The sequence below is a fragment of the Rhodococcus sp. Leaf233 genome (assembly GCF_001426165.1).
Taxonomy (GTDB): domain Bacteria; phylum Actinomycetota; class Actinomycetes; order Mycobacteriales; family Mycobacteriaceae; genus Rhodococcoides; species Rhodococcoides fascians.
The window spans coordinates 108,687-134,029 of record NZ_LMRO01000013.1 but is presented as its reverse complement, the minus strand read 5'-3'; the positions used below and the strand labels follow the sequence as shown (position 1 = coordinate 134,029).

General features: G+C 66.0%; 24 protein-coding genes. 1 reads left to right on the top strand and 23 read right to left on the bottom strand.

What is annotated here, in order from left to right; genetic code table 11:
- Positions 1 to 97: 97 nt before the first annotated feature.
- From metK to ASH04_RS23315, 15 genes are all read right to left on the bottom strand, one after another.
- On the bottom strand, positions 98 to 1,312 hold the full coding sequence (gene metK / locus ASH04_RS23385; protein WP_032365746.1) for a methionine adenosyltransferase: 1,215 nt from the start codon (positions 1,310 to 1,312) through the stop codon (positions 98 to 100).
- 180 nt (positions 1,313 to 1,492) lie between these two features.
- Positions 1,493 to 2,746 (bottom strand): bifunctional phosphopantothenoylcysteine decarboxylase/phosphopantothenate--cysteine ligase CoaBC, encoded by a 1,254-nt coding sequence (gene coaBC, locus ASH04_RS23380; protein ID WP_032391445.1) that lies wholly within the window; start codon positions 2,744 to 2,746, stop codon positions 1,493 to 1,495.
- 23 nt (positions 2,747 to 2,769) lie between these two features.
- Complete coding sequence (rpoZ, locus tag ASH04_RS23375) at positions 2,770 to 3,075, bottom strand: DNA-directed RNA polymerase subunit omega (protein WP_008716576.1); 306 nt, start codon at positions 3,073 to 3,075, stop codon at positions 2,770 to 2,772.
- 72 nt (positions 3,076 to 3,147) lie between these two features.
- Positions 3,148 to 3,759, bottom strand: a complete 612-nt coding sequence (gene gmk / locus ASH04_RS23370) for a guanylate kinase (RefSeq protein ID WP_032365744.1) — start codon at positions 3,757 to 3,759, stop codon at positions 3,148 to 3,150.
- 5 nt (positions 3,760 to 3,764) lie between these two features.
- Complete coding sequence (mihF, locus tag ASH04_RS23365) at positions 3,765 to 4,085, bottom strand: integration host factor, actinobacterial type (RefSeq protein WP_027496987.1); 321 nt, start codon at positions 4,083 to 4,085, stop codon at positions 3,765 to 3,767.
- Between the two features lie 205 nt (positions 4,086 to 4,290).
- Complete coding sequence (gene pyrF, locus ASH04_RS23360; protein WP_032408281.1) at positions 4,291 to 5,121, bottom strand: orotidine-5'-phosphate decarboxylase; 831 nt, start codon at positions 5,119 to 5,121, stop codon at positions 4,291 to 4,293.
- Complete coding sequence (gene carB / locus ASH04_RS23355) at positions 5,118 to 8,459, bottom strand: carbamoyl-phosphate synthase large subunit (RefSeq protein WP_032365742.1); 3,342 nt, start codon at positions 8,457 to 8,459, stop codon at positions 5,118 to 5,120. The genes pyrF and carB overlap by 4 nt, the downstream gene beginning before the upstream one ends.
- A complete protein-coding gene (gene carA / locus ASH04_RS23350; protein ID WP_442971234.1) occupies positions 8,459 to 9,700 on the bottom strand; it encodes a glutamine-hydrolyzing carbamoyl-phosphate synthase small subunit in 1,242 nt (413 codons plus the stop codon). The genes carB and carA overlap by 1 nt, the downstream gene beginning before the upstream one ends.
- Complete coding sequence (locus tag ASH04_RS23345) at positions 9,586 to 10,092, bottom strand: PH-like domain-containing protein (RefSeq protein WP_027496983.1); 507 nt, start codon at positions 10,090 to 10,092, stop codon at positions 9,586 to 9,588. The genes carA and ASH04_RS23345 overlap by 115 nt, the downstream gene beginning before the upstream one ends.
- 4 nt (positions 10,093 to 10,096) lie before the next feature.
- A complete protein-coding gene (locus tag ASH04_RS23340; RefSeq protein ID WP_032408283.1) occupies positions 10,097 to 11,413 on the bottom strand; it encodes a dihydroorotase in 1,317 nt (438 codons plus the stop codon).
- A complete protein-coding gene (locus tag ASH04_RS23335) occupies positions 11,410 to 12,378 on the bottom strand; it encodes an aspartate carbamoyltransferase catalytic subunit (protein ID WP_032408284.1) in 969 nt (322 codons plus the stop codon). Before ASH04_RS23335 ends, ASH04_RS23340 begins: the two co-directional genes overlap by 4 nt.
- Positions 12,375 to 12,962 (bottom strand): bifunctional pyr operon transcriptional regulator/uracil phosphoribosyltransferase PyrR, encoded by a 588-nt coding sequence (gene pyrR / locus ASH04_RS23330; RefSeq protein WP_027496980.1) that lies wholly within the window; start codon positions 12,960 to 12,962, stop codon positions 12,375 to 12,377. The genes ASH04_RS23335 and pyrR overlap by 4 nt, the downstream gene beginning before the upstream one ends.
- 141 nt (positions 12,963 to 13,103) lie before the next feature.
- Positions 13,104 to 13,658, bottom strand: a complete 555-nt coding sequence (nusB, locus tag ASH04_RS23325; protein WP_032365740.1) for a transcription antitermination factor NusB — start codon at positions 13,656 to 13,658, stop codon at positions 13,104 to 13,106.
- A 1-nt stretch (position 13,659) separates the two neighbouring features.
- Positions 13,660 to 14,223 (bottom strand): elongation factor P, encoded by a 564-nt coding sequence (efp, locus tag ASH04_RS23320; RefSeq protein ID WP_027496978.1) that lies wholly within the window; start codon positions 14,221 to 14,223, stop codon positions 13,660 to 13,662.
- 76 nt (positions 14,224 to 14,299) lie between these two features.
- Positions 14,300 to 15,391 carry a M24 family metallopeptidase gene (locus tag ASH04_RS23315; protein ID WP_032408286.1) on the bottom strand — a complete coding sequence of 364 codons (1,092 nt, stop codon included), beginning with the start codon at positions 15,389 to 15,391 and terminating at the stop codon, positions 14,300 to 14,302.
- 115 nt (positions 15,392 to 15,506) lie between these two features.
- Here ASH04_RS23315 and ASH04_RS23310 point away from each other — a divergent pair, with 115 nt between their 5' ends.
- Positions 15,507 to 16,157, top strand: a complete 651-nt coding sequence (locus tag ASH04_RS23310; protein ID WP_027496976.1) for a B-4DMT family transporter — start codon at positions 15,507 to 15,509, stop codon at positions 16,155 to 16,157.
- 101 nt (positions 16,158 to 16,258) lie between these two features.
- On the opposite strand, the gene aroB is transcribed toward ASH04_RS23310, so the two are convergent.
- The 8 genes from aroB to alaS all read right to left on the bottom strand — a co-directional run bounded on the left by aroB (position 16,259) and on the right by alaS (position 25,312).
- On the bottom strand, positions 16,259 to 17,371 hold the full coding sequence (gene aroB, locus ASH04_RS23305; RefSeq protein ID WP_032365738.1) for a 3-dehydroquinate synthase: 1,113 nt from the start codon (positions 17,369 to 17,371) through the stop codon (positions 16,259 to 16,261).
- Between the two features lie 10 nt (positions 17,372 to 17,381).
- Positions 17,382 to 17,936, bottom strand: a complete 555-nt coding sequence (locus ASH04_RS23300) for a shikimate kinase (RefSeq protein ID WP_027496974.1) — start codon at positions 17,934 to 17,936, stop codon at positions 17,382 to 17,384.
- Positions 17,933 to 19,120, bottom strand: a complete 1,188-nt coding sequence (aroC, locus tag ASH04_RS23295; RefSeq protein WP_027496973.1) for a chorismate synthase — start codon at positions 19,118 to 19,120, stop codon at positions 17,933 to 17,935. Before aroC ends, ASH04_RS23300 begins: the two co-directional genes overlap by 4 nt.
- Positions 19,121 to 19,132: 12 nt before the next feature.
- Positions 19,133 to 19,720 carry a prepilin peptidase gene (locus ASH04_RS23290; protein WP_081371325.1) on the bottom strand — a complete coding sequence of 196 codons (588 nt, stop codon included), beginning with the start codon at positions 19,718 to 19,720 and terminating at the stop codon, positions 19,133 to 19,135.
- A 142-nt stretch (positions 19,721 to 19,862) separates the two neighbouring features.
- The gene (locus ASH04_RS23285; RefSeq protein WP_057474688.1) at positions 19,863 to 20,675 is read right to left on the bottom strand and encodes a shikimate dehydrogenase; all 813 of its coding nucleotides are present in this window, start codon (positions 20,673 to 20,675) and stop codon (positions 19,863 to 19,865) included.
- A gap of 1 nt (position 20,676) precedes the next feature.
- Complete coding sequence (locus tag ASH04_RS23280) at positions 20,677 to 22,110, bottom strand: endolytic transglycosylase MltG (protein ID WP_080730204.1); 1,434 nt, start codon at positions 22,108 to 22,110, stop codon at positions 20,677 to 20,679.
- A complete protein-coding gene (gene ruvX, locus ASH04_RS23275; RefSeq protein ID WP_032372486.1) occupies positions 22,107 to 22,640 on the bottom strand; it encodes a Holliday junction resolvase RuvX in 534 nt (177 codons plus the stop codon). The genes ASH04_RS23280 and ruvX overlap by 4 nt, the downstream gene beginning before the upstream one ends.
- 2 nt (positions 22,641 to 22,642) lie before the next feature.
- Entirely contained in the window at positions 22,643 to 25,312 is a 2,670-nt protein-coding gene (gene alaS, locus ASH04_RS23270) for an alanine--tRNA ligase (RefSeq protein WP_057474687.1), read from the bottom strand.
- Positions 25,313 to 25,343 lie beyond the last annotated feature (31 nt).

The window sequence follows — 25,343 nt, the reverse complement described above, 5'->3', positions numbered from 1 at the left end:
CACCTCCTTCTCGATCGTCACCCCACACTCGTCGTGGGAGCACCGAGCCGGTGCGAACAGGGTACGTGCGGCAGCATCGCTGCCGGAGTGGAGGGACCTAGAGGCCTGCCGCATCCCGGAGCTTGTCGGCGCGATCGGTGGATTCCCACGGAAGATCGATGTCGGTACGTCCGAAGTGACCGTACGCGGCCGTCTGCGCATAGATCGGGCGCAGCAGGTCGAGGTCGCGGATGATGGCACCGGGACGGAGGTCGAAGACCTCGCTGATCGCCGCCTGAATACGCGCGGGATCGGTCTTCTCGGTGCCGAACGTCTCGACGAACAGACCGACCGGTGCTGCCTTGCCGATCGCATAGGCCACCTGCACCTCGATGCGGTCGGCCAGACCGGCTGCGACTGCATTCTTGGCGACCCACCTCATTGCGTATGCGGCGCTGCGGTCGACCTTCGACGGGTCCTTGCCCGAAAATGCTCCGCCGCCGTGCCGAGCCATGCCGCCGTACGTGTCGACGATGATCTTTCGGCCGGTCAGACCGGCGTCTCCCATCGGACCACCGAGCACGAACTTTCCGGTGGGATTGACCAGCAACCGGACGTTCGAGGTGTCGAGAGTCGGTACGTCCAGCTCTGCGAGTACCGAGCCCAGAACCTTCTCGCGGATGTCGGGAGTGAGCAGGTTGTCGAGGTCGATGTCTGCTGCATGCTGCGTCGAGATCACGACGGTATCGAGCCGAACGGCGTCGTCCCCGTCGTACTCGATGGTGACCTGAGTCTTGCCGTCCGGACGCAGATACGGCAGCACACCGCTCTTGCGAACCTCGGTCAGTCTCCGAGAAAGCCTGTGTGCCAACGCAATCGGCAGCGGCATGAACTCGGGTGTATCGGTGTTGGCGTAGCCGAACATCAATCCTTGGTCGCCGGCACCCTGACGGTCGATCTCGTCGTCGGACAATCCCTCGACGCGGGCCTCGTGCGAATGGTCGACGCCCTGCGCGATCTCGGGTGATTGCGCGCCGATGGCGACGTTCACACCACAGGAGTTTCCGTCGAATCCCTTGGCGGACGAGTCGTACCCGATCTCGAGCACCTTCTCGCGCACGATCTTCGGGATGTCGGCGTAGGCGGTGGTGTTCACCTCACCTGCGACGTGGACCTGGCCCGTGGTGACGAGCGTCTCCACCGCCACTCGGGCTCGCGGATCCTCGGTGAGAAGAGCGTCGAGGATGGAATCGCTGATGGCGTCACAGATCTTGTCTGGATGACCTTCTGTAACGGACTCGCTGGTGAAAAGCCGACTACCGGACTTGCTCACGGACTTCCTCTCGACGCATGTTCTTGCCCGACCCGACGGCTGATGCCGGCCGAGCACTCCACGAAAATTGATGTTCCCTCGGTGTTATCGCCCCTGTGGGAGCCACGCAAACCTTTACGGCGCTGTCGCCCTGGTACCCAGAACGCTAGCTGCTACGACATCGATCGTGCACCCTCGACATCAGCGGGTATCCGAAGTGGGCCGCGGATCACGGGAGCGAAGCATCTGGGCGACCGAATCCAGCACCCTGCTGGCGAGCAGAGCTTTCGAGCCCTCCCCCAGCGCGGCCTCGGAGCCGTCGGACCCCAACAACCAGCCGTCGTTGTGGTCGACCTCGAAGGCCTTGCCGTCACCCACCGCATTGACGACGAGCAGATCGCAGCCTTTGCGTTCGAGCTTGGCTCGCGCGTAGGTGAGCACGTCACCGTCGGCGTCGCCCGTCTCGGCGGCGAATCCGACGATCACCGTCGACGATCGGACGTCTCCGCTGTGCCGAGCCGACACGAGACCGGCGAGGATGTCGTCGTTGCGGACCAGAGGGATCGACGACGGTTCGTTCGAGCCCTTCTTGATCTTGCTGCTCGCGATGGACTCGGGTCTGAAGTCGGCGACCGCAGCCGCCATCACCACTGCGTCGACGTCGGTCGCATGCGAGCGCACCGCGTCCTGCATATCGGACGCGGTCTTCACGTGGACCACATCGACCGCCGCGGGCGCCTCGAGGTCGCTGGTGTACCCGGCGATCAAGGTCACGTGGGCACCGCGCTGGGCTGCGACGCGAGCCAACGCGTACCCCTGCTTGCCGGAACTCCGATTCCCCAGAAAACGAACGGGATCGAGGGGTTCCCGCGTACCACCGGCCGAGATCAGAATTCGCCGTCCCTCGAGATCGCGCGGCATCGCGTCCGCACGTTCGGTCAGCAGCATGGCGAGAGCGAAGATCTCCTCGGGCTCGGGCAGTCGGCCCGAACCGGTGTCGCGTCCCGTCAACCGGCCGGACGCAGGCTCGATCACCTGGGTACCGCGCGATCGGAGCGTGGTGACGTTCGCAACAGTGGCCGGGTGTTCCCACATCTCCGTGTGCATGGCCGGGGCCAACACGACGGGGCACCGAGCGGTCAGCAACGTCGCGGTGAGCAGATCGTCCGCCCGCCCGCCCGCGATTCGAGCCATCAGGTCCGCGGTGGCCGGCGCGACGACGACGAGATCCGCTTCCTGCCCCAGCCGAACGTGCGGCACCTCGGGCACATCGGCGAACACGCCGGTGTGCACCGGCTGGCCGGACAATGCCTCGAATGTTGCGCGGCCGACGAATTCGAGCGCCGACGCAGTCGGAATCACTCGAACCTGATGGCCGTTCTCGGTGAATTTTCGAATGAGCGCACAACTCTTGTAGGCGGCGATACCGCCGCCTACTCCGACGACCACATGCACGTCAGGTGTCCCCTGTCGGGTTCTTATTCGCCTTCGGTGTGCTCGAGGAGGTCTGCGTGAATCTCGCGAAGCGCGATGGACAGCGGCTTTTCCTGCAGACCGGGCTCGACCAACGGTCCCACGTATTCGAGGATGCCGTCACCGAGCTGGTTGTAGTAGTCGTTGATCTGGCGTGCACGCTTTGCCGCGTAGATGACGAGGGCGTACTTCGACGAGGTGCGCGCGAGCAATTCGTCGATGGGTGGATTGGTGATGCCGAGCGGCGTGTCGTAGGCCGGCAGAGCGCTGCGTCCGTCGAAGTCGGAAACGGCCGCTGAAGTGCTGCTCACTGATGATCTCCTGAAATTGCATCGTTGGTGCTACGAACTAGCTGGTCGGGGCCTCGTGCGCCGTGAAAATGGTCAGCTGTTACCGACCGACGACCTACCGACCAACAAGGATACCAACTGTTCGCACGAATGGTCGACATCGGTATTGACAACGACCGTGTCGAACTCGTCCTGTGCCGCCAATTCCACCCTTGCCGTTTCCAACCGGCGCTCGGTGGCGGCGCTCTCCTCCGTCGCTCGACCGACCAGTCGAGAGACCAGGTCTTCCCACGTCGGCGGTGCCATGAACACCAGCAGAGCTTCCGGCTTGGACACCCGAACGGCCCGTGCCCCGGCCAGGTCGAGCTCGAGCAGCACCGGACTGCCGGCCTCCAATGCGGCATCCACTGCGGCAGCAGGAGTTCCCGACCGCTGCAGGCCGCCGTGGATACTCGCCCACTCCAACAACTCGCCGTCGGCGATCATCCGGTCGAACTCCTCGGCCGACACGAAGTGGTAGTCCTGACCGTCCACCTCGCCAGGCCGCGGCGATCGCGTCGTGACCGACACGCTGAAGACCAGCTCCGGTAGCGCCGCGCGCACGAGCCGAACGACACTGGACTTGCCGACGCCGGAAGGGCCGGACAGCACCACCAACCGGCCCCGCTTCTTCTCCGGCACGGACGTCGCCGCAGTGTCACTCACCGTCGTCAGGCCTCGAAATCGAACTTCGTCAACAGCGCTTTGCGCTGCCGATCCCCGAGTCCGCGCAGTCGACGAGTGGGCGCGATCTCCAACTCCGTCATCAGCTCCGCGGCCTTGACCTTGCCCACCTTCGGCAACGCCTCGAGCAATGCGGATACCTTCATCTTGCCGAGAATCTCGTCCGTCTCGGCGTCCTTGAGAACCTGCTTGAGGTCGGTGCCGCCGCGCTTGAGGCGCTCCTTGAGCTCGGCGCGAGCCTTGCGGGCGATAGCTGCCTTTTCGAGGGCAGCAGCGCGCTGCTCGGGGGTCAACTGGGGAAGGGCCACTGTCGGTTCCTCCGTCTTCTCGTTTCGGGGCGAGCGACCGGTCCGATCAGGATCGGTTCGCCGCTCATCGGTAGGTGCCTGCCGAGGACCATCCGTGCAGGGATTCCCGGTCGATTCGCATTGTCGTCGGCAGCGTTAGCGACCGTACCGACGACGGGCGCTCACCGCTAACCCACCCCCACACGCTCGCCGACGCGACCATGGACTATGCGAGACCCGCTTCGATCTCGTCACGCAACTGCGTCGCCGCCGCACGCAACGCCGTCACCGACGGACCCGCCGCCAGCACACTCCGAGAAGAGTTCGGCAACAGCAGCTCTCGGCAATCACGGAAGATCTCCGCCAGATCGTTCACCGTGGCACCCTGGGCACCCAGGCCGGGCGCGAGCACTGGCCCGCGATAGCCCGACAGATCGAGGCCGTGATCACGGGTGGCCCCGACCACCAGGCCGACCGTGTCTGCATCGACACGGTTGCGCGCAGCCGCCGCGTCGACGATCGACTGCGCAACGGACCCACCCGTCGACATCGACGCGTGTTGCAGCGCGGAGCCTTCCGGATTCGACGTCCGGGCAAGGACGAACACACCGCGGTCGTGAGCGACAGCTCGGTCGATCGCCGCACCCAACGAGTCGAACCCCAGGTACGGCGACACCGTGACGGCATCGGACGACAACGGAGAACCCGGCTCCAGCCACGCCTGCGCGTACGCATCCATCGTCGTTCCGATATCGCCGCGCTTGGCATCGGCGATCACCAACGTGCCTGCGTCCCGCAACACCCCGACAGTGCGCTCGAGAACCGCATAGCCGGCCGAACCGTACGACTCGAAGAACGCCACCTGAGGCTTGACGACAGCCACCTCACCGACGAACGCCTCCACACACAGCTCGGCGAAGACCTCGAGACCGTCCGCCGAGCGCGGCAGGCCCCACGCCTGGAGCAGAGCCGGATGCGGATCGATGCCGACGCACAGCCGACCGCGCGCGGCGACCGCTGCCCGGAGCCGGTCCGACCAACTGTGGTGATGACTCACGGCAGAACCAGGCCTTCCTTCAGACCCGCATGCAGATCCTGCAGGGAACGAACACCGATTCCACCGGCGATGGCTGCCTCGATGCCCTGCACTGCGGCCGACGCACCCTGCACCGTGGTGATGCACGGAATGTTCTGCGCCACAGCGGCACTACGAATCTCGTATCCGTCGACGCGGGGACCGGAGTTGCCGTACGGGGTATTGATGACCATCGCGATGTCGCCGGCCAGAATTCGGTCGACGATCGTCTGCTCACCCTCCGGGACATCCTCGCCCGACTGCTTGTACACCTGCTCGCACTTGATTCCGTTGCGCCGCAACACATCTGCGGTTCCTTCGGTGGCCAGGATGTCGAACCCGAGATCGGCGAGTCGTTTCACCGGGAAGATCAACGACCGCTTGTCCTTGTTCGCCACCGATACGAATACTGCACCGCCGGCGGGCAGCGAACCGTACGCGGCGGTCTGACTCTTGGCGAAGGCAGTGCCGAAATCGAAGTCGATACCCATCACCTCACCGGTGGACTTCATCTCCGGGCTGAGCAGTGTGTCGACGCCGGTTCCGTCCGCGCGGCGGAACCTGTTGAACGGCAACACCGCTTCCTTGACGGCGATGGGCGCACCCGCCGGGACGGTGCCACCGTCTCCGGTCTCCGGCAGGATTCCCGCAGTCCGAAGTTCGGCGATGCTCTCCCCCAACATCACTCGGGCGCAAGCCTTCGCCAGCTGCACGGCCGTCGCCTTGGACACGAACGGCACCGTCCGGCTGGCTCGAGGGTTGGCCTCGAGGACGTACAGAATGTCGTCCTTGAGGGCGTACTGCACGTTCAGCAGGCCCTGGACACCGATTCCCTTCGCGAGGGCTTCGGTCGATCGACGCACGTTCTCCAGGTCGGTCTTGCCGAGCGTGATCGGCGGGAGTGCACATGCGGAGTCGCCGGAGTGGATGCCGGCCTCCTCGATGTGCTCCATGATGCCGCCGATGTACACCTCGGTGCCGTCGCACAGCGCGTCGACGTCGATCTCCACGGCATCTTCCAGGAACCGGTCGACCAGCACCGGTCGGTCGTCCGAGATCTCCGTCGCATTGGAGATGTAGGTCGCCAGGGATGCCTCGTCGTAGACGATCTCCATACCGCGTCCGCCCAGCACGTACGACGGGCGCACCAGCACCGGGTAACCGATTCCTGCGGCGATCTCACGGGCCCCGTCGAACGTCGTCGCGGTGCCGTATTTGGCTGCCGGCAGTCCTGCCGCGTCCAGTACCTTGCCGAACTCTCCGCGGTCCTCGGCGAGGTCGATGGCCTCGGGAGAGGTTCCGACGATGGGTACGCCTGCGGCTTTCAGTCGCTTCGCCAGACCGAGCGGGGTCTGTCCGCCCAGCTGCACGATGACCCCGCGCACCGTTCCCGAGGCGGCCTCGGCCCGGTACACCTCGAGCACGTCCTCGAACGTCAGCGGCTCGAAGTACAGGCGATCGGCGGTGTCGTAGTCGGTGGAGACGGTCTCGGGGTTGCAGTTGACCATGACCGTCTCGTAGCCGGCCTCGGACAGCGTCAGCGCCGCATGCACACAGCTGTAGTCGAATTCGATGCCCTGACCGATGCGGTTGGGACCGGATCCGAGGATCAGGACCTTGGGCCGGTCCGGCTGCGGGGCAACCTCGGTCTCGGCTTCGGGGTCGAGCTCGTAGGTGCCGTAGTGGTACGGGGTCTTGGCCTCGAACTCCGCCGCACAGGTGTCGACAGTCTTGTAGACCGGGTGCACACCGAGCTCGTCGCGCAGCGCCCGCACTCCGTCCTCACCGTCGAGTTCGGGTCGCAGAGCGGCGATCTGGCGATCGGACAGACCGTGGTACTTGGCCTGACGCAGCAGCGCCTCGTCGAATTCGGCCGCCTCGCGAACCTGGACGCCGAGTTCGTGGATCTGCTGGAACTGGTCGAGGAACCACGGGTCGATCTTGGTCGCCTCGAACAGCTGCTCGAGGGTGGCACCGAGAGCGAATGCCTTCTCGATCCCGTACATCCGACCGTCCTGCGGTACGGACAGGTCCTTCAGCAACGCGTCCAGACTTTCTGCCTCGACCTCGGGGCCGGTCCAGTAGCCCGCGCGCTTGGTTTCGAGCGAGCGCATCACCTTGCCGAAGGCCTCGGTGAAGTTGCGGCCGATGGACATCGCCTCGCCGACGGACTTCATCGTCGTGGTCAGTGTGCCGTCGGCACCGGGGAACTTCTCGAACGCGAATCGCGGTGCTTTGACGACCACGTAGTCCAGCGTCGGCTCGAAGCAGGCCGGCGTCTCCTTGGTGATGTCGTTGACGATCTCGTCGAGGGTGTACCCGATAGCCAGCTTGGCGGCCATCTTGGCGATCGGGTAGCCCGTGGCCTTGGACGCCAGAGCCGACGAGCGTGACACTCGCGGGTTCATCTCGATGACGACCAGTCGGCCGTCGGCCGGATCCATCGCGAACTGGATGTTGCAGCCGCCGGTGTCGACGCCCACCTCACGCAGGATGTCGATGGAGAGGTCGCGCATCTTCTGGTACTCGCGGTCGGTGAGCGTCATCGCCGGCGCAACGGTGACCGAGTCGCCGGTGTGCACGCCGACGGGATCCACGTTCTCGATGGAACACACGATGACCACGTTGTCGCGGCCGTCACGCATGAGCTCGAGCTCGTATTCCTTCCAGCCGAGGATGGACTCCTCGATCAGCACGTTGGCCGTCGGGGACGCCGCCAGGCCGCCTCCCGCGATCCGGGTCAGATCCTCGTCGTTGTAGGCCAATCCCGAACCGAGCCCACCCATCGTGAACGACGGCCGGACGACGACCGGGAAACCGAGCTCGGCGACGGTCTCGCGTACCTCGTCCATCGTGTAGCAGACGGCCGACTTGGCGGATTCTCCACCGACCTTGGCGACGATGTCCTTGAACTTCTGGCGATCCTCGCCGCGCTGGATCGCGTCGAAGTCGGCACCGATCAGTTCGACGCCGTACTTGGTGAGAATGCCCTGATCGTGCAGAGCGACAGCTGCATTGAGAGCCGTCTGTCCGCCCAGGGTCGCGAGCACGGCCTGGATGGGGTGGCCCTGCTCGGCCTCGCGAGCGAAGATCTTCTCGATGAACTCCGCGGTGATCGGCTCGACGTACGTCGCGTCGGCGAACTCCGGGTCGGTCATGATCGTGGCCGGGTTCGAGTTGACGAGGCTGACCCGCAGTCCTTCCTCACGAAGCACTCGACACGCCTGGGTGCCGGAGTAGTCGAACTCGCAGGCCTGGCCGATGACGATCGGGCCGGATCCGATGACCAGGACGTGGTTCAGGTCTGTGCGGCGTGGCATTACTTCTTCTCCTGAAGGACGCTGGTGAAACGGTCGAAGAGGTAGGCGGCGTCGTGCGGGCCGGCCGCGGCCTCGGGGTGGTACTGCACCGAGAAGGCGCTGCCGCCGATCAGCTCGACGCCCTCGACGGTGCCGTCGTTGGCGCAGGTGTGGCTGATTCGTGCTCGACCGAAGTCGGTGTCGAATTCCTCGCCTGCTTCACCTTCGAGTGCGAACCCGTGATTCTGCGCGGTAATCGCGATGCGACCGGTGGTGTGCTCGATGACCGGGATGTTCATGCCGCGGTGGCCGAACTTCATCTTGTACGTGCCGCGACCGAGTGCCCGCCCGAAGATCTGGTTGCCGAAGCAGATGCCGAACAGCGGCAGCTCTCGTTCGAGTACCTGCCTGGTCAGCGCGACACTCGTGTCTGCCGTGGCCGGGTCTCCCGGGCCGTTGGACAGGAACACACCGTCCGGGTTCAGTTCGAGAACCTGCTCGATGCTGGTGTTCGACGGCACCACGTGCACGCGGATACCGCGCTCGGCGAACATTCGCGGAGTGTTGGTCTTGATGCCGAGATCGACTGCCACGACGGTGAATCGAGCGTCGCCGGTCGGTTCGATGGTGTACCCGGCACCGGTGGTCACCTCGCCGGCGAGGTCCGCGCCGAGCATGGACCGCTGACCGGTCACCTGCTCGAGCATCTCGTCCGAGGTGCCGAGTGCGTCGCCCGAGAACACTCCCGCTCGCATCGAGCCGCGCGTACGCAGGTGGCGGACGAGAGCGCGCGTGTCGATTCCGGCGATGCCGACGACGTTCTGCGCCTCGAGCTGGTCTTGCAGCGTTCCGGTCGAGCGCCAGCTCGACGTCCGGCGCGCTGGATCTCGGACGACGTAACCGGCGACCCAGATCTTGTTGGGATCCTGGGCACTGGCCGCCTCGCCGTCCTCCTGGTTCCAGCCGGTGTTGCCGATCTGCGGAGCCGTGGCCACCACGATCTGGCGGTGGTAGCTCGGATCGGTCAGCGTCTCCTGGTATCCGGTCATACCGGTGCAGAAGACGGCTTCGCCGAGCGTGCGCCCCTGGGCCCCGAACGTGGTGCCGCGGAACGTCCGGCCGTCCTCCAGAACAAGAACTGCGCTGCTCACGCGGTTTCCTCCTTGGTTTCTCCGGTGAAACCCTCTGTCCACACCGGGTAGATCTGCTTGTCGTCGGCCCTGAAGCCGGTGTCTATTTCGGTCCCCGTCGGCAACTCCCATCGGATCACCAGGAGACCGTCCTTGGTCATGACCTTGCCTGCGAGTCCGCGCTCGGTACGGATCGCCCGGATCGATTCGTTCGGAATCCAGATGGGTGACTCGCCGTCCCGATCGAGGAGGATTCCCTTCTCGTGTCGTGACAGCTCGCCGGTGGCGCGGTGGCCGATGTCGCCCACGGCGATCCGGTCCTGCCAACTCGGCGCAATGGTGCTGCCGACGTAGAGCCCGGTGGCCGGCTGGATTCGGTTGGCACCCAGGTCGTCCGGCACGGCCGGGAACTCGCCGATGCGTCCTTCCTGACGCTTCTGACGCCCGCGCCAACCCCAGAAGATCAGCGCGATCATCAGCGCCCAGAACAGGATGAAGCCGATGACGATGAGAACTCTGTCCACGGCTCTACTCCCCTGCCCTGTTCGCCACGACTCCGTCGCGGACGGTGATACGTCCACGGAACACGGTGGTGGTCACCTTGGACGAGAAGCTCATGTCCTCGAACGGTGTGTTGTGTGCGACGCTGGCGAGCTTCTTGCCCGACACCGTCCAGTCGGCCTTCGGATCGACCAGCGTCAGGTTGGCGATTTCGCCCACCTCGATCGGACGGCCCTGATCGGCCAGGCCGACGATCTCGGCCGGACGTTCGCTCATGACCCTCGCCACACCGCGCCAGTCCAGCAGACCCGGGTTCACCATCGTGTCGACGACGATCGACAGCGCGGTCTCCAGTCCGAGCATCCCGGGCCGGGCGATGGAGAACTCACAGCATTTGTCCTGCTCGGCATGCGGTGCGTGGTCGGTTGCCACGCAATCGATCACGCCGTCGGCCAGACCCTTGCGCAACGCGTCCACGTCGGACTTCTCGCGCAACGGCGGGTTCACCTTGTTGACGGCGTCGTATGTCTCCAGACGCGAGTCGTCGAGGAGCAGGTGATGGGGCGTTACCTCGGCGGTGATCGAAATTCCCTGCCCCCGAGCCCATTTCAGCAACTCGACGGTGCCGGCAGTGGAGGCATGGCAGATGTGCACCCGCGCATTCGCGTCCCGAGCGAGCAGGGCATCGCGCGCGACGATCGATTCCTCGGCGGCACGCGGCCAGCCGGTGAGACCGAGCCGGGCGGCGTTGGGACCCTCGTGAGCGACCGAACCGACGGTCAATCGCGGTTCTTCCGCATGCTGGGCGATCAACACTCCGAGCGAACTCGAGTACTCCAGTGCGCGACGCATGATCAGTGGGTCGTCGACGCAGTGGCCGTCGTCGGAGAACATCTTGACCCGACCGACCCCGGCAGCCATCGTGGCCATCTCGGCCAACTGCTTGCCTTCGAGCCCTACGGTGACGGCCCCGACGGGGTGCACGTCGACGAGCCCGACTTCCTGTCCGCGGCGCCACACATGGTCGGTCACGACGACCGAATCCGCGACCGGCGAGGTGTTGGCCATGGCAAACACGGCGGTGTACCCACCCAGAGCGGCTGCGGCGGAGCCGGTTTCGATGGTCTCGGTGTCTTCCCGACCGGGCTCCCGCAGATGGGTGTGCATGTCGACGAAGCCGGGCAGCAGAACCTGGCCGCGCGCCTCGACCACGTCGGCGCCGTCGGCGTCGACGTCGGGCCCGATCTCGACGATCTCCTCGCCAGTGATCAGGACGTTCGTTTCGGGGCCCTCGCCGTACAGCAGGACTCCACGCAGCAGTACCGACGGTGCCGGAGCGGTCATGATGCTCCCCCGTCCGAACCGACCAGCAATCGGAACAGGACTGCCATCCGCACGTGAACTCCATTCGTAACCTGTTGCAAGACTGCAGTTTTGGGTGAGTCGGCCACCGAGGACGCGATCTCCATACCGCGCAGCATCGGCCCCGGATGCAGCACCACGGCGTGCTCGGGCAACAAGTCGAGTCGGCGCTGCGAAAGTCCGTACGTGATCGAGTACTCCCGCGCCGACGGAAAGAACCCGCCGTTCATCCGCTCGGCCTGCACCCGAAGCATCAACACCGCGTCCAACCCGGGTAGCTCGGCGTCGATGTCGTGCGAGACCCGAACCGGCCAGCCCTCGACACCGACCGGCAGCAGAGTCGGCGGCGCTACCAGCACGACGTCGGCTCCGAGGGTGGACAGGAGAATCGCATTCGATCGCGCTACCCGGCTGTGCAGAACATCGCCGACGATCGCGATCCGGCGACCGGAGATATCGCCCAGGCGTTGCCGAACCGTCAGGGCATCGAGTAACGCCTGTGTGGGGTGTTCGTGGGTACCGTCGCCCGCATTGATGACCGCCGGACCGGCACCGGTGGAACGACCATCGAGGCCAGCCCCTTGGTCGGCGGTCCACCGGGCGATCTGGTGCGCGGCACCCGACGCAGGGTGGCGAACGATGAGTGCGTCGGCACCGGCCGCGCGCAGGGTCATCGCAGTGTCGCGGAGGGACTCCCCCTTGGATACCGACGAACTGCTGGCACTGACGTTGATCACATCGGCGCTCATCCATTTGCCCGCGACCTCGAACGACACCCGAGTTCGGGTGGAGTTCTCGAAGAAGACGGTCATGATCGTCCGGCCGCGCAACGTCGGCAGCTTCTTGACCTCGCGACCGAGCAGTGCCTGCTCGAAACGCTCGGCCTCGTCGAGCAGTTCGGTGGCGGATTCCGCAGTGAGGTCGGCGACCGACAGCAGGTGTTTCATCGCGTCGATCCTCCCTCGGACAAGCTGACGCCATCCCGCCCGTCGTGCTCGGAGAGCAGCACCGAGACGTCCTCGGAGCGGGCCGTGGGCACGTTCTTGCCCACGTAATCCGCCCGGAGGGGAAGTTCGCGGTGGCCGCGATCGATCAGGACCGCGAGTTGGACGGCGCGAGGGCGTCCGAGATCGCGCAGCGCGTCGAGCGCCGACCGGACGGTACGGCCGGAGAACAGCACGTCGTCGACCAGAACGACCAGGGCATCGTCCACTCCGCCGGTCGGCACCGAGGTGCGTTCGAGTGGACGGTGCGGTTTGTTGCGCAGATCGTCGCGGTACAGGGTGATGTCGAGCGAGCCGAGCGGGGGCCGCACGCCGGAGAACGCCTCGATACGTTCGGCGAGACGCTCGGCCAGGGTGGTACCGCGAGTGGGAATGCCCAGTAGCACGACACGCGGCGAGTCGGGAGCGTCGAGCGCGGTCTTCTCGATGATCTGGTGAGCCATGCGAGAGATGGTCCGACCTACATCGGCTGCGGACAGCAGCTCACGGACGGCAGAATCGGCGGATGAACTTTCGGGCGCAGGCAAACTACGACCTCCTTCTCCGCCTCTCTGGACGGATCGTTAAAGGATGTCTGGCACTAGAACTGCGTAAAGCCTAGCAACGCTCTGCGAACCGAACCCACCAGGCTCGCAGAGCGTTCGGTCACACTGCCGTGGACGGGTGTGTCACAGATCGGAGTCGACCGTCGCATCGTCCGGGCCTGCGGCCTGGGGACGCGACGACACAGCAGCCGCAGCGGCGCGAACCTGCGGTGCCACGAGCACGATCTGGCCGAGTACACCGTTGACGAAGCCCGGCGAATCGTCGGTGGACAGCTGCTTGGCCAGCTCGACGGCCTCGTCGACAGCAACGACCGGTGGGACGTCGGTGGCGTGGAAGAGCTCCCACACCGCGACCCGCAAGATCGCCCGATCGACTGCGGGCAGGCGACCGATCGTCCAGTCCTTGAGATGATCGGCGATCACGCCGTCCAGTCGGTCCAGGTTCTCTGCCACCCCCTCGACCAGCGTGGAGGTGTACTCACTGACCGGTGCGATCGTGTCGTCGCCGCGCGCGAGTTCGATCCGTTCGCTGGTCAGATTCACCGGGTCGACGTTGCGCGCTTCTGCCTCGAACAGGAAATCCACGGCACGCTTGCGGGCCTTGTGGCGCGCACCCAGCTTCTTCGCGCCGGGGACGCCGTTCTGCGAACCGGAGGATGTCGACTTCTTCGATGACACGTTAGGAGTTCACACGCCCGAGGTAGTTGCCGTCACGGGAATCGACCTTGAGCTTGTCGCCGGTGTTGATGAACAACGGCACCGAGATCTCGGCTCCGGTCTCGAGCGTGGCCGGCTTGGTGCCACCGGTCGAGCGGTCTCCCTGCAGGCCGGGGTCGGTGTGCTTGACCTCGAGCTCGACGGTGACGGGAAGCTCGACGTACAGCGGGACGCCCTCGTGCATCGCGACCTGGACGCGAAGGTTCTCGAGCAGGAATCGCGCGCCGTCGCCGACGGTCGCCTCACCGATGGAAAGCTGGTCGTAGGTGTCGGCATCCATGAACACGTAGTCGCTACCGTCGTGGTAGAGGTACGTCATGTCGCGTCGGTCGACCGTTGCGGTCTCGACCTTCACACCGGCGTTGAACGTCTTGTCGACGACCTTGCCCGACAGCACGTTCTTGAGCTTGGTTCGCACGAACGCAGGCCCCTTACCGGGCTTGACGTGCTGAAATTCGATGATCGACCACAGCTGGTTCTCCAGGTTGAGAACCAGTCCGTTCTTGAAATCGCTGGTGGAAGCCACTTGCTTCGCGTCTCCTCAATCGTTTGTGCGCGTGACGCGCCGTCGGTCACGTGCGGGATTCGCTCCCGCCCGCGCGCTAGACGGACGTGAGTTCCTTGCTTGTCAGGGTGAGCAGTTCCGGACCCTCGTCGCGAACGACGAGTGTGTCCTCGATCCGAACGCCGCCGCGGCCGGAGAAGTAGACACCCGGTTCGACGGTGACCGCTGCACCGCTCAGCAGTGTACCGGTGCTCGACTTCGCGATTCCCGGCGCTTCGTGAATTTCGAGGCCGACTCCGTGACCGAGCCCGTGCAGGAAGTACTCGCCGTACCCTGCCTCCTCGATGACCGACCGCGATGCGGCGTCGACCGAAGCGGTCTCGATACCGGGTGCCAGCGCCTCTCGGCCTGCAGCCTGCGACCGCTGCACCAGGTCGTACAGCTCGCGCTGCCACTGCGCCGGCGCACCGATGACGAAGGTGCGCGTCATATCCGAGTGGTACCCGGCCACCAGCGCGCCGAAGTCCAGCTTCACGAAGTCCCCCTCGGCCAGGACGGCGTCGGTCGGGCGGTGATGCGGCACCGCGGAGTTCGCCCCGGCGGCAACGATGGTCTCGAACGAGACGGCGTCGGCACCGTGATCGAGCATCAGCGATTCGAGCTCGCGAGCCACCTCACGCTCGGTCCGGCCCGCGCGAATCCCGCCGCCGCTCAGAAGCTCGGCGAGCGCGTCGTCGGCGGCGCGGCACGCGTCTCGAAGCACACCCACCTCGTACTCGTCCTTGACCATGCGCAGCGATTCCACGACTCCCGGCGCGCGCACCAGTTCGAGGCCGCCGTCGAGCTCGGCCCACGCGCGATGGGCGTCGACCGTGACCACATGACTCTCGAAGCCGACACGGGTGCCGCGACCGGAAATACCAGCACCGAGCAGGTGCAGCGCCGACGCGCGGTCGATCTCTGCGCGCAGATCGGGAACCTGCTCGGCGACCTGGGTGACGTAGCGGCCGTCGGTGCAGATCACTGTTCGCTCGTCACCTCCGGTCGACACGAGCAGCGCGGCATTCGAGCCGGTGAAGCCGGTCAGATAGCGCACATTGAGCAGGTCGGTGATCAGAATCGAGTCGAGGCCGTCCTGGATCAACAGCTCTCGCAAGGCACCGCGGCGGGCGCCGAAATCAGCAGACATGTTCCCGACATTACTGGTCGGCCGTCAACGGATCGGGAGCCTCGGCTGCGCCGCCCCCACGGCGAACCTGTGGGCCCCGACACACAATCGGCCACGTGCGGATATGCTGTGCCGCATGACTGGGTGGGCAGTGCGTGGCATAGGTATGGCTTTGATCAACGTCGTCGCTCGACTGCTGCTGGGGGCAGCGGTGTCGATGTGGCCTCTGAGCGGTTCGGCGCTGCGATGGGTGGCGTATGCCCTCGTCGTGCTCGTCATCGCCGTCTGGGCCGGCATCGACGGGATCCGCGACCGACGCAGGAACCCCGACCCGGACAAGGGCGAGGACCTGACGATGGTCTGGCTGAAGGCTGCTGTGGTCGGCGGCCTGCTTGCCGGATTGATCAGTTGGATCATCGATTTCTTCGTCGACTTCAGCCTGGGCCAGAACGGACTGATCTTCGAGCTGACCTCGGGCGCAGCGTTCACGATCCTGACGGTGTTCGTCGTCGCGAGCATCGCGATGTTCGTCGGCAGGCAGATCGTCAACCGCGAGGCGAAGAAGAAGTTGGCCACCTCCGACGCCGAGCGAGCACACGAGCGCCAGCTGGTGAACGCGGGCTCGGCCGAGCGGGCGGACCAGGCGGGCACACGGTCGCAGGCCGAACCGCAATGGGCACCCGAGCACGGCGAGGCCGACACCGAGGTGTTCTCGGCTGTCGACGCCGACGGCAAGCCCCGGATGGACAAGCGCGGCAACCGTCACGGGAGCGCCGACGGCTCCTGATCCACGCGGCACACGTCCAACGGGCGGTGGTCGATGCACCGATGCATCGACCACCGCCCGTTGTGTGTTCAAAGTGTGTCGCAGGCGTACAACACCTGGATCTACAACATGATGGCGGAACCACCGGCCGCCGGAGCCTCGCGCCCCACAGCCGAGAAAGCCGCGACGAGCAGAGCCGGGTCCGGGCCCTCGAGTCGACCGGGCTTGGCCAATCCGTCGAGGACGACGAATCGAAGCAGACCTGCGCGGTTCTTCTTGTCCGTCTGCATTCCCTTGAGCAGATCCGCGAACGCGTGCTCGTCGTAGGTCACCGGCAGCCCGACCGATTCGAGAATCGCCCGATGGCGGTCCGCGGTCGCGTCGTCGAGCCGGCCCGCCAGACGACCGAGCTCGGCGGCGAACACGAGCCCGACCGACACCGCAGCTCCGTGCCGCCAGCGATACTGCTCGCGTCGCTCGATGGCGTGGGCGAGGGTGTGCCCGTAGTTCAGGATCTCCCGTAGATTCGATTCCCGCAGATCGGCGGCCACAACCCTGGCCTTGACTTCCACGGACCGTCTGATGAGCTCCGGCAGTACGTCGCCGGTCGGATCGAGCGCCGCAGCGGGGTCTGATTCGATGATGTCCAGAATCACCGGGTCGGCGATGAAGCCGGTCTTGATCACCTCGGCCAGGCCCGACACGATCTCGTTCTTCGGCACTGTCTCGAGTGTCGCGAGGTCGACCAGCACCGCGGCCGGTTCGTGGAACGAGCCGACCAGGTTCTTGCCGGCATCGGTGTTGATTCCGGTCTTTCCACCGACGGCGGCATCGACCATGGCCAGCAGAGTCGTCGGAACGTGGACGATTCGAACGCCGCGCATCCACGTCGCCGCAACGAAACCGGCGAGATCGGTGGCCGCGCCGCCGCCGAGCGAGACGATGGCGTCACTTCTGGTCAGGCCGATGCGTCCCAGCACCTCCCAGCAGAATCCGGCGACCGCGAGGTCCTTGCCGTCCTCGGCGTCCGGAATTTCGATGCGGTGTGCATCGATCCCCTTGTCCGCCAATGCTGCTCGCACTGCTTCGGCCGTCTCGGCCAGGGGTGGCTGATGGAAGATCGCGACCGTCGCGGTTCCGGCGAGCTCGTCGACGAGGTCCGTCAACAGGCCTCGGCCGATGATCACCGGGTACGGGTTGGCACTCTCGACCTGGACGCGTACGGGCTCTGTCATCGAATCACCTTCATCTACTGGGGGTTTCGTCGTTCACTTCGCGAACGGGCACCGGTGCGAGAGCAGTGAGCTTGGCCACCAACTGATTCACGACTCGGGCCGGACTACGACTGTCCGTCCGCACTCGCACGGTGGCAACCGAGCGATAGAGGGGGCGGCGGTGACGCATCAATTCCTGGTACTTGGCGCGCGGGTCCGGGCCCGCGAGCAGTGGCCGAGACGTGTTGGCTCCCGTTCGCCGAAGCCCCTCCGACACACTGATTTCCAGATAGACCACAGTGTGCGCAGCAAGCAGCTTCCGGGTTGCAGCCGACAACACGGCTCCGCCGCCGAGGGAAAGAATGCCGTCGTGCGAGGCCAGGGCATCGGCGACGATCCGCTCTTCGATCTCGCGAAATGCAGGCTCACCGTCGTGCGAGAAGATATCCGCAATGGTTCGCCCGGTTTTTCGTTCGATGGCCACGTCGGTATCGAACAGATCCAGATTCAACGCCTGGGCCAGTCGCCGTCCGATGGTCGATTTTCCTGCACCCGGCGGTCCGACGAGGACCGCGTACGGGCTCATCGCGGAGGTCGGGCGGCGGTGCCCTTCACGTAGTGGTCGACGTTGCTCGTCGTCTCCGCCAGCGAATCCCCACCGAACTTCTCCAACGCTGCCTGCGCGAGCACGAGGGCAACCATCGTCTCTGCCACGACCCCGGCGGCCGGAACAGCGCATACGTCCGAGCGCTGGTGGATGGCGACCGCTTCGTCGCCGGTCGACATGTCCACCGTCGACAGGGCGCGGGGAACCGTGGAGATGGGCTTCATCGCGGCACGCACCCGCAGAGCCTCACCGTTGGTCATTCCGCCTTCGATCCCGCCCGCACGGTTCGTCGAGCGGAGAACTCCGTCTGGCCCCGGCTTGATCTCGTCGTGTGCGACACTGCCGCGTCGGCGCGCGGTCTCGAAACCGTCGCCCACCTCGACACCCTTGATCGCCTGGATGCCCATCAGCGCAGCCGCCAGTCTGGCGTCGAGCTTGCGTTCACCCGAGACGAACGAGCCGAGGCCGACCGGCAGTCCGTGCACGACGACCTCGACGATGCCGCCGAGGGTGTCGCCGTCTTTCTTGGCGGCTTCGATCTCGGCGATCATGGACTCCTCGGCGGCCTTGTCGAAGGCCCGCACCGGAGACTCGTCGATGGCATCGATGTCCGCGCCCGCGGGCGGCGGGCCGACGTAGGGATCCGAGGCACCGATGGAGATCACGTGCGAGACGACGTCGATGCCGAACGCCTGCTTCAGGAACAGCCGCGCGACCGTTCCGATCGCCACCCGCGCCGCGGTCTCACGCGCACTGGCACGCTCGAGCACCGGACGTGCGTCGTCGAAACCGTACTTGAGCATCCCGGAGAAGTCGGCATGCCCGGGTCGTGGTCGAGTCAGTGGAGAGTTGCGAGCCAGATCGGCGAGGACGGCCTCGTCGACGGGGTCGGCCGACATCACCTGTTCCCACTTCGGCCATTCGGTATTACCGACCTCGATCGCCACCGGCCCGCCCATGGTCCGGCCGTGACGAACGCCGCCCGTGAGGGTCACCTTGTCCGCTTCGAACTTCATGCGAGCACCGCGGCCGTAACCGAGGCGGCGGCGAGCGAGTTGGCGAGCAATGTCGTCCGAGGTCACCTCGACTCCCGCGACCATTCCTTCGAGGATGGCGACGAGAGCGGGTCCGTGGGATTCTCCGGCAGTTATCCAGCGCAGCACTCGAACATCTTTTCACGTCGTGGCCGCCGCAACTGCCAGCAGGGTGGCCGCGCACATGGACGGCCCGTGCGCGATGCGCGCACCGGGGTATCCGCAGACCGCCGCGATCGACCCCACCACGGCTGTGGCCACCGGCGCCGCCAACGCCGCGACGGTCCACCCGGCTGTACCGCCCAGGCAAGCGATCGAACCCACCGACCAGGCGAGCTTGACGTCACCCGCGCCGAACGCCCTCGGCGCACCGAGATGAACCACGAGGTAGATGCCGAACAGCAGCCCGCCGCCCAGCAGAGCCTGAGCCGAACCCGTCGCCACCAGCACTGCCGGAACCACGACCGCACCGGGAACGGTCAACACGTTCGGCAGCCGGCGACACCGCACGTCGACGGCGATCAGCGCTGCGAACCACCACGTCAGTACGCACCAGGTGATCAGCCCCCACGACGCGGCATGCGGGCTGTCCCCGAACCTCCACCACGCCCACCCGGATCCGAGGACACACAGCGCCGGTAGAAAACGCGGCTCCCATCGACGCAACACGACGCGCAGCACCACACCGGCGACAGCACCGACCGTGACAGCAACACCCAGACTCCACATGGCTCGAAGCGTCGCACCGAGACGAACCGAGTCGCGCGGACAGTCCAGGTCACGAAAAGACCTGTGGACAACCGCCGCCCTGTGCACAGCCATACCCGACGGGCGCAGATCGAGGTCGCTCGCCGGTCGACCACAGACGCGGCTACAGAACGACGCCGAGCGCCTCTCGCATGGCCGATCGTGGTGCCGGCATACCGGTGAATTGCTCTACCTGCCCGTAGGCCTGGTTGAGCAGCATCGACAGTCCGCTGATAACCGTTCCGCCGGCGTCGTCGACCGCAGCGGCGAGTGCGGTCGGCCAGGGGTCGTAGATCGCATCGAGTACGACGGGTGCCCGGCCGAGAGCGGCCGCGAAGGGGGCAACCCCGGCTGCGGGGACGGTGCTGACCAGCACGGCCGACGCTGCTGCGACGTCGGCGAGTCCGGGATCGCTGAACTGTGCGAAGTCGGCGCGGAGCCCGGCGGCCACCGCGCACTCGAGAGTGGCCGTCGCACGATCGGCCGATCGAGCAACCACCGTGACCGATGCGGTGCCGAGTGTTGCCAGGGCCACGATCGCGGGTCTCGACGTACCTCCTGCACCCACCACCGTCACGGCGGCACCGGTCAGATCGTCGATTCCAGCATCTCGCAGTGCGCCGACGACGCCGTCCACGTCCGTGCAGTCCGCCCGCCATCCCGACGTCGTCCGCAGCAGAGTGTTGGCCGACCCGGCCAGGACGGCGCGTTCGGTACGTTCCGACGCGTACGTCAGAGCGGCGACTTTGCCGGGCATCGTCACCGACACGCCGACCCAATCCGGCCCGAAACCGTCGACCAGTCCGGGAAGTTGCTCGGCCGTGCACTCGATGCGGTCGTAGGTCCACTCGTCGAGGCCGAGGGCGCGGTAAGCCGCCCGATGGAGCACCGGTGACTTCGAGTGCTCGATCGGGCTGCCGAGTACGGCGGCACGCATGTCAGCGGCCGCTGTCGAGGAATCCGGCTTCCACCTTGCCGATGTTGGCCAGGTGCTCGTCGTAACTGCGGGTGAACAGCGTCTCCCCAGCCTGGTTGATGGTCACGAAGTACAGCCAGTCTCCGTCGGCCGGCATCTCGACGGCCTGTACCGCACCGATGCTCGGGGACGAGATCGGAGTGGCGGGCAGCCCTTCGCTGGCATAGGTGTTCCAGGGCGTCACCGTGGCGCGATCGGCGTCGGTGGTGGCCACCTCGGTGGTGTCGAGCGAGTAGTTCACCGTCGAGTCGAATTCGAGCTTCTGCGGCACCGCGAGACGGTTGAGGATCACCCGCGCCACTTTGCTGAAGTCCTGTGGCAGGGATTCACGCTCCACCAACGAGGCCGCGACGAGTGTGTCGTACGGGGTCAGTCCGGAGTTGCTGCCCGCGGTGAGGATTCCGGTGTCCTCGTACCGGGTGGCGCTCTCGGACACCAGTTGTTTCAGGATGTCCGCAGGAGCGGCGCTGGGATCGAAGTCCCACGTTCCGGCGGCGATCAGACCTTCGAGCTGGCGGTCTCGGTCCGGCACGCCCTCGACGCGGTCGGTTGCCCACTGCGGCACTCCCAGGGCCGCCGGATCGTCGACTGCTCCTGCTGCGTTGAGATCGTCGTAGCTGATGCACGTCGGACTGCCACTGCCGGTCCGATCCACGCAGCTGGCCTCGGAGATCAGCGTGTAGATCCCCTTCTTGACCGAACCGGTGTTCACGTCTCTCGCGTCGTGCAGTTGACGCCCCTCCGAGATGACCATGTTTCCCACCCGCGAGGCAGGATCCACCAGCTCCTCGACCGCGCGGGAAGCCGGAACACCGCTGGTGAGCAGGTAAAAGCCCGGCTGGACCGACGTGATCGCATTGTTCTGCAGCGCAGCTTCGAGGAACGCTCCGGAACTCGCCACCACGCCCTTGTCCGCAGCCTCGGTACCGATTTGCTGGGCGGTGTCGTTGGGATGGACCTGAATCACGACTCCGTCACCGGACGAACCGGCCGCGAAGTCCTCGTTCGGTGTCGTTCGATTCCCGAACTTGTTCACTGCGAAGTACCCCCCTCCTGCCACGGCGACGACCAACAGCAGCCCGAGAACCAGGGCGACGACTCGGCCACGACGCTTCCGGCTGGACGCGGCGCGTTCCCTGCGACCGGCGGCGCGGCTCCGACCCACGGCCTGCGGCATCGCTCCGGCATCCGGGTCGACTGCCGGGCCACCGCCGGCCTCGCGGTCCGCACGACGGGTGCCCTGCGTATGCGGTTCACTGCGTTGCGGCGGCCGGGACCGATTCATACTCCGGTGGAACTCACTGCCCTCGTCCACGCGATACCCGATCGGATCGGTGTGGGCCTCGTCCGGGGCCACCCGCCGTCGACCCCGATCATCGGACCCATGGTTGCTCACTCGTCGACCTCCGTCGATCCTGAATTCGTCGTTGCTCGGTGCGCCGCGGCCCGTCGTTCGTCGAGCCAACCCTGCAGTATCGCTACCGCGGCGGCCTGGTCGATGACCGATCGCTGATCCTTCGCGCGCACACCACTCTCCCGTAAGGCACGCGACGCGCTCACCGTAGTCAGTCTCTCGTCGGCCATGCGAATCGGCACGCCGCCCAACCGCCTGTGCAGAGAACGGCCGAATCTCTCCGCCGCGTCGACTGCACTTCCACGTTCACCGCGCAACGTCCGAGGCAGTCCGATGACGACCTCGACGGCCTCGTACTCGGCAATGATTTCCGCCACCCGGACGACGTCCGGCGCATCGGGTCCCTTGACCTTGGACCGCGGCACCGTTTCGACGGGCGTCGCGAGGACGCCGTCGGGGTCGGACGACGCGATGCCGATGCGAACGCTCCCGACGTCGATGCCGATGCGTCGGCCGCGGCCCGGATCGTCGACGCCGGGTCGATCGGGGCCTCGCCCCTGAGTCGGCACGATCGTCAGTGGGTGGTGAGTTCGGTCAATCGCGCCCGAGCGGCGTCGATCCCTGCGGCGATGCCCGCGACATCCGAGCCCGATCCCTGGGCGAGTTCGGGCTTGCCACCACCTCGGCCACCGATGCTCGGGCCGAACGACGCGACCAGCTCGCCGGCCGCGATTCCGGTCTCCTGGGCGGCCTTGTTCACCGAGACCACGAACGGGACCTTGCCACCGACCGTGCCGAACAGCACGACCACGGCCGGATCCGTCCCGAGTCGGCCGCGGATGTCGGTGGCCAGCGTGCGCAGGTCGTTCCCGCCGACGCCGTCGGGTGCCTGCGCGACGACTGCTCGCACGTCACCGAACCGTTCGGCCTTACCGACGTACTCTCCCGCCGAGGCCAGTACGGCCGCGGCCTTGACCGACTCCAGTTCCTTCTCGGCGACCCGAAGACGCTCCACCAGGTTCTCGATGCGCGCCGGCACCTCCTCGGACGGGACCTTCAACGACGACGCGACGCCGGCCAAGAGCGCGCGTTCCTTCGCCAGGTAGCGGTACGAGTCGAGGCCGACGAAGGCTTCGACGCGGCGTACTCCCGAGCCGACCGAGGATTCGCCGAGGATGGTGACCGGACCGATCTGCGACGAGTGTTGGACGTGAGTGCCACCGCACAGTTCCATCGAGAACGGCCCGCCGATCTCGACCACGCGGACCTCGTCGCCGTAGTTCTCGCCGAACAGCGCCATTGCCCCCATCTTCTTGGCGCTGTCGAGGTCGGTGACGAGGGTGTTGACCTCGTAGTCCGAGCCGACCGCATCGTTGGCGACATTCTCGATGTCGTCGCGCTGCGCCTCGGACAACGAGCCCTGCCAGGAGAAGTCGAATCGCAGGTACCCCGGCTTGTTCAGCGAGCCTGCCTGCGTCGCATTGGGTCCGAGCACCTGGCGCAGTGCGGCGTGCACCATGTGCGTGCCCGAGTGTCCTTGGGTGGCGCCCTTGCGCCAGGCGTGGTCGACGTCGACATGCACGGTGTCACCCTCGGTGATCTGGCCGGTATCGACCACGGACTTGTGGGTCCACACCTTCTTGGCGATCTTCTGCACATCGTTGACCTTGACGGTCAGGCCGGGTGCGGTGATGGTGCCGATATCGGCGATCTGACCACCGGATTCCGCGTACAGCGGGCTGCGGTCGAGGATGATCTCCACGCTCTCGCCGGCGACCGCGGTCGGAACCCGAACGCCGTTGGAGATCAACGCGAGAACCGTTGCCTCGGAACCGAGTTCGTCGAACCCGGTGAACTCGGTCGGCGAACCGTCGACGAAATCCTTGTAGACGGTGAGGTCGGCGTGTGCATGCTTGCGCGCGCGGGCGTCCTCTTTGGCGCGAGTGCGTTGCTCGGCCATCAACGAGCGGAATCCGTCTTCGTCCACGGACAGTCCGGCCTCGGCGGCCATTTCGAGCGTCAGGTCGATCGGGAACCCGTAGGTGTCGTGCAGCGCGAAGGCTTCGGCGCCGCCGATCTTTTTCGCGCCCGACGCCTTGACGGCCTCCGCGGCACCCTCGAACAGCCGCGAGCCCGACGTCAGGGTCTTGAGGAAGGCGGTCTCCTCCCCCACTGCGACGGTGAGGATGCGATCGAAGTCCGTGACCAGGTTGGGGTACGACTCGGCCATGGTGTCGCGGACGACGGTGATGAACTGCGCCATCGTCTCGTCGGGTGCGCCGAGGAGTCGCGCGGATCGGACGATGCGACGCAGCAGGCGCCGAAGCACGTAGCCGCGGCCGTCGTTGCCGGGATTGACTCCATCGGAGATCAGCAATGCAGCGGTGCGCGCGTGGTCGGCGATGACGCGGAAGCGGACGTCGTCGTCGTGGTTACTGCCGTAGGTCCGACCCGACAGCTCCTCTGCCTTGGCAGTGACCGGCCGCACGAGATCGGTCTCGTACACGTTGTCGACGCCTTGGAGCAGGAATGCCACGCGCTCGACGCCCATGCCGGTGTCGATGTTCTTCTTCGGCAGTGGGCCGAGGATCTCGAAATCGTCCTTGCTGATGCCTTGGCCGCGTTCGTTCTGCATGAAGACGAGGTTCCAGATTTCGATGTACCGGTCCTCGTCGGCTTCGGGGCCGCCTTCGGCACCGAACTCGGGGCCTCGGTCGTAGTAGATCTCCGAGCAGGGTCCACAGGGTCCGGGGATTCCCATGGACCAGTAGTTGTCGGCCATTCCACGACGTTGGATGCGTTCGTCGGGCAGACCGGCGATCTCCTTCCACAGCTCGATCGCCTCGTCGTCGTCGAGGTAGGCCGTGGCCCAGATCCGCTCGGGATCGAACCCGTAGCCGCCGTCTTCGACGCTGTCGGTCAGCAGGGTCCAGGCATGCTTGATCGCGTCGCGCTTGAAGTAATCGCCGAACGAGAAGTTTCCGGCCATCTGGAAGAACGTGTTGTGCCGAGTGGTGATACCGACGTTCTCGATGTCGAGGGTGCGCACGCACTTCTGGACGCTCGTCGCCGTCTTGTGCGGCGGCGTCTGCTGCCCGAGGAAGAACGGCACGAAGGGAACCATGCCCGCGTTGACGAACAGCAGGTTGGGATCGTCGAGGATCAACGACGCACTGGGTACTTCGGTGTGTCCCGCCTTCACGAAATGGTCGAGGAAACGCCTGCGGATCTCATGGGTCTGCACTGATACAGGTTAGCGTCGTCAGACCCTGTGC